Origin of the sequence: Chryseobacterium sp. 2VB, from assembly GCF_005503635.1 — a bacterium.
Classification (GTDB): domain Bacteria; phylum Bacteroidota; class Bacteroidia; order Flavobacteriales; family Weeksellaceae; genus Chryseobacterium; species Chryseobacterium cupriresistens.
In genome coordinates, this window is sequence record NZ_SCNC01000025.1 from 63011 (window position 1) to 70868 (window position 7858).

Annotated in this window: 5 protein-coding genes; 2 read left to right on the forward strand and 3 right to left on the reverse strand. The window is 35.6% G+C overall.

Annotation, left to right across the window (positions count from 1 at the left end; all coding sequences use genetic code 11):
- The 3 genes from FFS26_RS18660 to FFS26_RS18670 all read right to left on the reverse strand — a co-directional run bounded on the left by FFS26_RS18660 (position 1) and on the right by FFS26_RS18670 (position 5360).
- Positions 1 to 207 carry a hypothetical protein gene (locus FFS26_RS18660; protein ID WP_137905773.1) on the reverse strand — a complete coding sequence of 69 codons (207 nt, stop codon included), beginning with the start codon at positions 205 to 207 and terminating at the stop codon, positions 1 to 3.
- Positions 208 to 273: 66 nt separating this feature from the next.
- Positions 274 to 3798: a DUF5977 domain-containing protein gene (locus FFS26_RS18665; RefSeq protein WP_137905774.1), complete on the reverse strand. Its 3525-nt coding sequence runs from the start codon at positions 3796 to 3798 to the stop codon at positions 274 to 276.
- A 14-nt stretch (positions 3799 to 3812) separates the two neighbouring features.
- A complete protein-coding gene (locus FFS26_RS18670; RefSeq protein WP_137905775.1) occupies positions 3813 to 5360 on the reverse strand; it encodes a T9SS type A sorting domain-containing protein in 1548 nt (515 codons plus the stop codon).
- A gap of 1292 nt (positions 5361 to 6652) precedes the next feature.
- Between FFS26_RS18670 and FFS26_RS18675 the strand changes: the two genes are divergently transcribed.
- A complete protein-coding gene (locus FFS26_RS18675) occupies positions 6653 to 7321 on the forward strand; it encodes a nucleotidyl transferase AbiEii/AbiGii toxin family protein (RefSeq protein WP_137905776.1) in 669 nt (222 codons plus the stop codon).
- A gap of 59 nt (positions 7322 to 7380) precedes the next feature.
- Positions 7381 to 7677 (forward strand): DUF6922 domain-containing protein, encoded by a 297-nt coding sequence (locus tag FFS26_RS18680; RefSeq protein WP_137905777.1) that lies wholly within the window; start codon positions 7381 to 7383, stop codon positions 7675 to 7677.
- Positions 7678 to 7858: the final 181 nt, after the last annotated feature.

Below are 7858 nucleotides of genomic sequence, written 5' to 3' on the forward strand. Positions count from 1 at the left end.
TTATTTAGCCCTTCCTAATCCGTCAAAATATTGAATAGCCTGTATTTGCTTAGCATTGCTATCACTTTGAGTTTTAGGTTCGAGGTACGTTCTTGTATAGACATAATTTTCGTCAATTGTACCGGTAAGGCCAGAAGGAAGTTGGGTCTGGCCTTGGACTTCTGTAACGGTCCATACTAATATGGCCATTGTATATATTCTTCTCATTAAATGACAAATTCTAGGTTATAAGTTTTTACTTGTAAATGCGTATTTCTATTATTCATTACCATATTAGTTCGGAGTTTTATCATACTCAAAAACAAAATACAACTGAGTCCCAGGAGCCACATAACCATTAGGAATAAATATAAGGTCACCAGCAGAAGTGATCTGTACTTTCCACCAGGTATTTGTTGTAAGCTCTTTAACATTATTATTGAATATATCAGGTGCTAAATTTGTATTAGGACGACATGGATTCGGAATGTTAGCAACTCCTTTTTGCCACCATTGGCTGCCATCTGGATTGGTTAGTGAGTTAGGTACTTTGACCTGTATATCTACCTTAAAGTGTCCTAAAACGCTTTGAGAAATTTCTGCATGAGGTCCAACTTGAAATCCGTTTATTGAACTTGCATAGCATTGGGCATTATAACATTGTGCGTTGGTATTCGCAGCATTCTGCCCATTCGCTGCAAGATCATTGGCTGCCTGTTGTTCAGCATCTGTGCTGCTGATCAATGATACGTACTTATTAGCAGGTACTATATAAGTGTAGGTACCTCCAACCTGTAACGAGTTACAGTTATTTTTGGTATAGGTTTGGCTTCTTTCGCTGTTATAGAATTTCTTGATATTATATTTATAAGCAAACTCTTTAATAATGTTACCGGATTGATCCACGATTCTTTCGAGTTCATTCGCTGCATTGTACTTATAAAACTCTCTAATTCCTGAAGGTTGTCCGATGCTTTTCACACCAATTAAAGGATCATAACTGTAAGTGGTAATAAGATATCCTGCCAATTCAGGACGGTTTTTAAATTGGTCCAACGCATTAACAAAATCTTTTTCAGATGCATCTGTCGACTGCTGAGCATCTATTTTAGAAGCATTGATAATCTGATCAACATACGCTTGAGGAATATCGGATAGCTTGGCTCCCTGAATTTTCACAATTGGAAGGGTATTATTCTTATATCCCCAGATAATCGATGTAGAAACCCCATTTTTGGTTGTATACTGAAGTAGATTACCTTTACTGTCAAACTTGTCATATGTAGCTTCAGTGACTGGAGAGTTGCTTTGCAACTGATAAGAAACTTGCGCAGTAGGTAATGGCAGACCGGAGGTTTTATTATCAGCTTCTGTTTGGCTTAACGGGTACAACGTTTCTGTTTTAGAAACTACTTTTCCGTTTTTCATTTCCTCAGATTTAAGTGGAAGGCCCACCATATATTTTCCTAATAAAAAGTTATTTGGCTTATCAAAAGCATACGTAAAGTTCGTTTGAAACTCATCACCGTTCGAATCTATAATTTTCTGAGACTTCAGAGTATTATAGTTATATTCATAATCATATGATTCCTTTGTTTCTACTCCGTTTAAAGTGGTTTTAATTCCTTTAAGAAAGCTGCTATTAAAATTGACGTTATAAGCGGTAACTGTTAGTAGGTTCAACATATAATGAATATTTTCCTCTACCAGACCATATGCTTTTATCAGATCATTGTTATATCCATATTCATATTCTTTCGTCTGCACCACTCCACTAGCAGAGGATGTAATTTCTTTAAGAGGTTTTCCTCTCATAAGAGAAAAAGATGTGAAAGGAACACTTTTATACAGTCCGGTAAATTGATCAGGCGGTCCCATAATTATAGGCCCTCTCTGATCATTACAACTAGGAGTGTCAAAATTGGTAAAATAGTTTTCAGTTTTACCATTATTGGTATCTGTTACGGTTACTTTACTATACCCAATCATGTTATTCTCCCCTTTTAAGGATTGATATGAGCCCATTGATTTATGACTAAACTTATACATATCTTGGACTTCTCCAGCTCTGGTAAAGTTGAACTGATAAGGTAAAATACCGCTGGATTTTCCGTTATCACCATTATAGGAATAGTTCTTGATTACACATCCTGTACTATGTTCTGAACAAGCCTCAATCCTCTTAATTCTTAAACCACCCGCTATTTCATTAGGAGAAACGGTGTCAATCAGCTCAAGGGTATTCGCAGATGTATAGAAAGGGTTTTTATTTCCATACTTGGAAAAATCATTGAGCTCATAGATGAAATGGGTAACTCCTCCCGTAGGATGGTTTATCCATTCTAAAGTCTCAGCTTTTGTATATTCAAGATCCGGAGTACTATGAGTTGATGGAGCATAGTATCCCCATTTATCATATTTTGAATCAAGGTATAGGGGAAGCGTCTTAGGATTATAATCAAATGAGTATTTTTCATCGTTATTCTTTATCACTGCTTCCAAATGCATTCGCTTGGTTGTATCAACATTATTATAATGAAATGTTGTGGTGTTAACGGTATGGTTATCCTTATCCCTTACAGTGATACTATCAATTTTAAACCAAGTGTTAAAGAGAAGCGAACTATCTCCCGAGCCCAGATAAGAACCCATTTGGCCTCTTAATTGCTCGTTCAAAACCTGATAATTTAATGGCTTTACTTGTGATGTATTAATTTCAACGGAAAATTCATCACTTTCTACTTTTTTCAAATAAGTATTATACTGCCAGTTTAAAGCTGTTGAACCGTAGGATTCGAAAAGGTCAATATTGGGTGCTTTTAACACAATATCATAACCTACCTGACTTGCAATATAGTTAGGCTTTGGAGCTCTTTCGTAAGTGTATTTTATTTTTTTGCCATCTGGAAATTTAACCTCATTGATTAACCAGGAACTTGCTACAATCTGTTCATTAAAATTACAATTGGCACAAGGAGGTCTTTCTTCAGTAAATTCTACGGCATTATCATCCTGTCCAAAAATATATTGGGTACCATCATCCATCGTGACTGTAAAACCATATAAAATTCTTCTCAGATTATAACTGATATAACTGTTGGGTTTTATTGTGTGATTTTCTTTATAGACATGCTGTATTGAAAATGTTTTTCCATCACGAGTTCTTCCGATCCATTTTCCCTTCTCATTCATGTAAAATCGTCCATTAATACCCAATACATTTAATATAAATTCGTCCGGATCAGGGATTAGCATCCATTTATCCGTATAATTATCTAGCCCTCCTCCGAAGTTAAGAGTGTTCGTATTTCCACTCTGCATTGAGTAATTATAAAAACTTGTAAATCGTAGTGAGTTTTCCGCATCGTAATAAAAAGCAGATAATGAGGCCTGAGAATCCCAGTCAGGTTTATCCAATGTATTGTAATGATCGAGATAGGAAAGTTTGTCATGTTCGTTAAGATGACTTGTGTAAAGTTCATCATACTGCCCGTTAACGACTCTTGTAATTGCCCCGCCGATATTGGTACTCCATCCTAGTCCAACCCAACTGTGTACAGCTTCGGGTTTAACCGTACTAACATCATAGTTGAGTGAAATGTTAAAATTAGTATTGCTAACTTTTTTCTCAAAGATCGGAATAGAAATATCAGGGAGTCCTCTGTATAAATTTACTGGATAAAGTCCTTGAAAACCAAAACTTTTAGAAACGGGGCTCTGGGAAAAAAGATTGGTATATAAAAGCTCACTTTGTGCATAAGAAACACCTGACTGAGCTAAACAAAGAGCAAATAAGAGGTGTTTAAATTTAATTTTCATGAATTATTATTAATTTATTTTTTAATCAGCTTTGCATTCGCTGTTTTATTCGAATCAGTTTTTATGGTCACCAGATAAGCACCCTGAACTAAAGATTGAGTATTTATCTTGGTTACATTGTTTTTGGTTTTAATACTCTGAAGCTGTCTTCCGCTCATGTCATACAGCAGAATATCTGCCTCTTTAAAGTCAAAGCCAATTTCTACATAGGCATAATCAGATACAGGGTTCGGATAGATTTTGATATCATATTTCTCAATCAATTGATCAACCTGCTTATCTCCCAGCTTTAAAATTTTCCAGTTTTCTTTCCCCAATTCTTCTGCACTGGTTCCTGCCAGAATAATAGAACCATCTCTATTGAGCTTTAAATCTGAAAGTCTTTCTTCTTTTTGTTTGTCCTCTCCTTTCACATGCTTTCTCCACTGCTCATTACCGTTCTGATCAATATACAGCATCCAGAATGTTTCCTCATCGGTTTGGACTCTTCCCTCAGCTTGAGTATAGCCCCCTAAAAGAATTCCTTTCGAAGATTTATCATCCGCAGAATGAATCACGCTCATCCCCATCAGGATATCTCTATTTTTGAAATTGTAGGATTTTTGCCACTGTTCTTCACCTCTTTCATTTAAAGATATCAACCATAAGTCTGATCCTTCTTCAAGACCTACTGTTTTATTCCCTGATCTTTCCGATCTGGATTCTCCACCAATGACAAAGCCAGTTGACGTTAATGCCAGGGTTCTCAAATGGTCATCTCCTTTCCCTCCAAAACTCTTTTCCCATTCTACCTTTCCGTTTTTGTCCAATTTAACAATCCAATAGTCACCCTCACCAAAGTTTTCCGTCTTTTTTGATCCTCCTATATTACTTCTAGAATAGACTCCCAATAAAGCTCCTCCATCACGGGTAGGGATCATCTTCTCTACTTCATCAAGTCCACGTCCTCCCAATGTTTGCTCAGACAGAACCTTTCCGTCCTTATCTAACCTAATGATCAGAACATCTTTGGAGCCATGACCTTTAGAGGAGTTTTGTATATTTCCAGCAACAAAGAATCCCTGATCTGTAGTCTGAATCACAGCTCTTGCTTCTTCATCTGATGAGCTTCCTAAAGTTTTCTGCCATAATTCATCACCTAATTCATTGATTCTAATTAACCAAATGTCTGAGCCACCTTTAGAATCCTCCTTTTTATCCAACCCCTTTCCTGAATATGAAGTTCCAGAAATCAGAAAACCACCGTCCTGAGTAGTAACCGTTGAAGATAAATAGTCGTGATTGTTTCCAGAAAAATACTTTTCAAAAACCTGTTCTCCCTGCTGGTTTAATTTAATCAGGTGAAAATCGTAACCGTTGTTCTGCTTACTTCCAGTCTCCAGCTTCCCGCTTCCTGACTGTATAGAACTTCCTGTGATAAGATACTGTTGATCTATAGTTGTAGTAATTTGGCTTAAAAAATCCTGAGTAGAGGACTTAATGTCTTTTTGCCAAAGAACTTCCTGGGCAGAAGTACCCAGAAAAGCGCATAAGGTGAGCGCTCCGAGATAGATTTTTCTCATTTCCCGTATTGTTGTTTTTTGAGTTAGTAATTAGTTTTTAAAACTTCGCAAATTTAACCCTTTTTAAACATAAAAATCATTTTAATGTGATATCCGATAAATAATATTCTTTATAATTAAATTCTTTATAATTAAATTCTCTCTATTTAAATTTATTTTAATTCGATTATGACAAAAATATCCATCAACAACGACAAAACTTGTCGTATTAATACTAAATTTTGATAATATGAAAAGCAAGTACAAAAGAAAAAGACGCAAAATTTATATAATAATATTCTACAATGAATATTTACTTGTACAAGTATTGAAATAGATAACAGAGAGAATAACCATCATCTAATGTTGTTCGTCCTCCTGAAAAAATTATTAATTAAGGTCAGATTATAAGTGTAAAACAAAATCATACCGATTCAAAAGTCTCACAGAGCGAAGCAGCAACTTTGTTAGGACGTAAGGACTTTCAAAGTTGCGAATGAGCTCCTAACTTCTGCGGAAAGCTTGGTAAAAAACACAGTGCTATATTCTTTTGCCCAACCTTCCTTGACCTGTCTTTTTCTTCCTTGCACGATTTCTGTTTTTCTCCACAGTCATTTCTCTGTTTTGGAATAACGTCTGTTTTTGGTGCAGCTAGAAACTTTTGCTGTCTCTTTTTCATCAGATACCTTTAGATTCGCTTGGTAGATCTTACATGCTTTATCATTATCCAGAAATAGACAGATTTCAACATATCATTTCAGAGTATCAGTGACTTTTTTGAGTAAACTTGCCGAGTTTGGAACAAGCATGTCTCAAGATTGCTTCCTTTAATTCTTTCATGATGTTCTTGAGGGGCTCTTGCATTCTGGATTGCTGGACTGATATTCAGGATTGAAATGTACTTACCAAGCAAAGCACCTTTGTAGTAAGGGTTTTGGACTAGTCAGCACCTACGCTTTTAAAGTAATAAAATGCATTTTACAATTTTATAGCACTAAGTAGGTAGTTATATTGTCTACCAGTGCATACAGACAGTTCTATTATGGTCGGATAATGGCGACAAATTTCCTTTCAACGAAAAGGAGCAAGTTATCTTTTAAACAGCTCGAATAATTTCCGCAGCTTAAAACAACTTACCCTGCCGGGACCTTAAACCCACTCCGAAGTCGCTATGTGTTTCAAATATTGGAAAGAAAGAACAGATTATTATTTATAGGGTACAATTACGAAAATAATCGCAAAATGAAGCCACCTAATTCCACTTTAGCAAGACAGGTCAATTTCAGGAATAGATTTCCGAAAAATGATTTGTTATGTTATATAAAGAAACTGTCAGTAAGGAAATGTGGGAGCTGCTCCAACAGCTTATGAAAGACGAAATGCTCAGGGATTTTAATCTTGTGGGAGGAACTGCTCTAAGTCTTCAGATTGGTCACCGATTGAGTATCGATATAGATCTTTTTACAACAAAAGATTTTGATGTCCACGGAATGCTGAACCAACTGCAAAATAAACATTCAGCCATGGTACGTAATATTGGGAATAATACATTAATGATAAATATAGGAAATGTTAAGGTAGATATTCTATCTCATAAGTACGACTGGCAAAAGCCTATAAGGGTAATTGACAATGTTCGTTTAGCATCCTTAGAAGATATTGGGGCCATGAAGCTTCATGCGATCTTCCAAAGTGGAACACGATTGAAAGACTTTGTGGATATGCACTTTCTTTTAGAAAAGAATCCATTGAAAGACTATTTAGAAACTTTTGAACGAAAGTATAATGGAAATGCGGCATTAGCAGCTTATTCTCTAGCTTTTTTCGATCACATTGATAAAGAATTAGGGGTTAAGATGCTCAAAGGAAAAGAACATAGATGGTCAAAAATTTCGGGTCGCTTAAAGGAAGCTTCGTTAAATCCTGTAAAGAAATTTCTGCCACATCCAAGCATGGGGAAAGGACGAGGATTTAGGCATTAAGCCATTGCGTAGTTAAAAATAATTCATTATATTTATATACAAGAAAATCAAAAGGTTACATGGTGAAGCCAAAATTTGAAACGCATTTTTTTTGGGATACAGATACGGATAAGCTCGATTGGCAAAAAGCTTATAAGTCAGTCATTGCACGTATTGTAGAGCGTGGCGGACAAGATGAAATTGATGAGCTCGTTCGTTTTTATGGCAATGAAAAAGTGATTAGGGCAATTCGGGACGAAATACATTTTCTTCCAAACTACGCAATTGATCGTGCCATAATTTTTTTTCCAGTGCTTAAAAAAGAAGAAATGTATTGCTACTTGAATCGTAAGGATAAACCCTATCACTGGATATAATAGGTCGCAATAAAATAGAGCAACCTATTATATGCCATGTTGTTAATTACATTTTTGACTATTCTAGGTGTAAAGTATCAATAGATCCGCTACAAAAATGACTTAAATTTATGGTGTAAAGTTGAAAATCTTTATCCATGAATAAACAACAACAGCAAATAAAAGCTCGTAAAGATTGGCT

What these genes read in the sequence shown, in the direction of transcription:
- FFS26_RS18680 (WP_137905777.1), top strand. Translation starts at nt 7,381, where the DNA reads ATGGTGAAGCCAAAATTTGAAACGCATTTTTTTTGGGATACAGATACG.
- FFS26_RS18665 (WP_137905774.1), bottom strand. Translation starts at nt 3,798, where the DNA reads ATGAAAATTAAATTTAAACACCTCTTATTTGCTCTTTGTTTAGCTCAG.
- FFS26_RS18670 (WP_137905775.1), bottom strand. Translation starts at nt 5,360, where the DNA reads ATGAGAAAAATCTATCTCGGAGCGCTCACCTTATGCGCTTTTCTGGGT.
- FFS26_RS18675 (WP_137905776.1), top strand. Translation starts at nt 6,653, where the DNA reads ATGTTATATAAAGAAACTGTCAGTAAGGAAATGTGGGAGCTGCTCCAA.
- FFS26_RS18660 (WP_137905773.1), bottom strand. Translation starts at nt 207, where the DNA reads ATGAGAAGAATATATACAATGGCCATATTAGTATGGACCGTTACAGAA.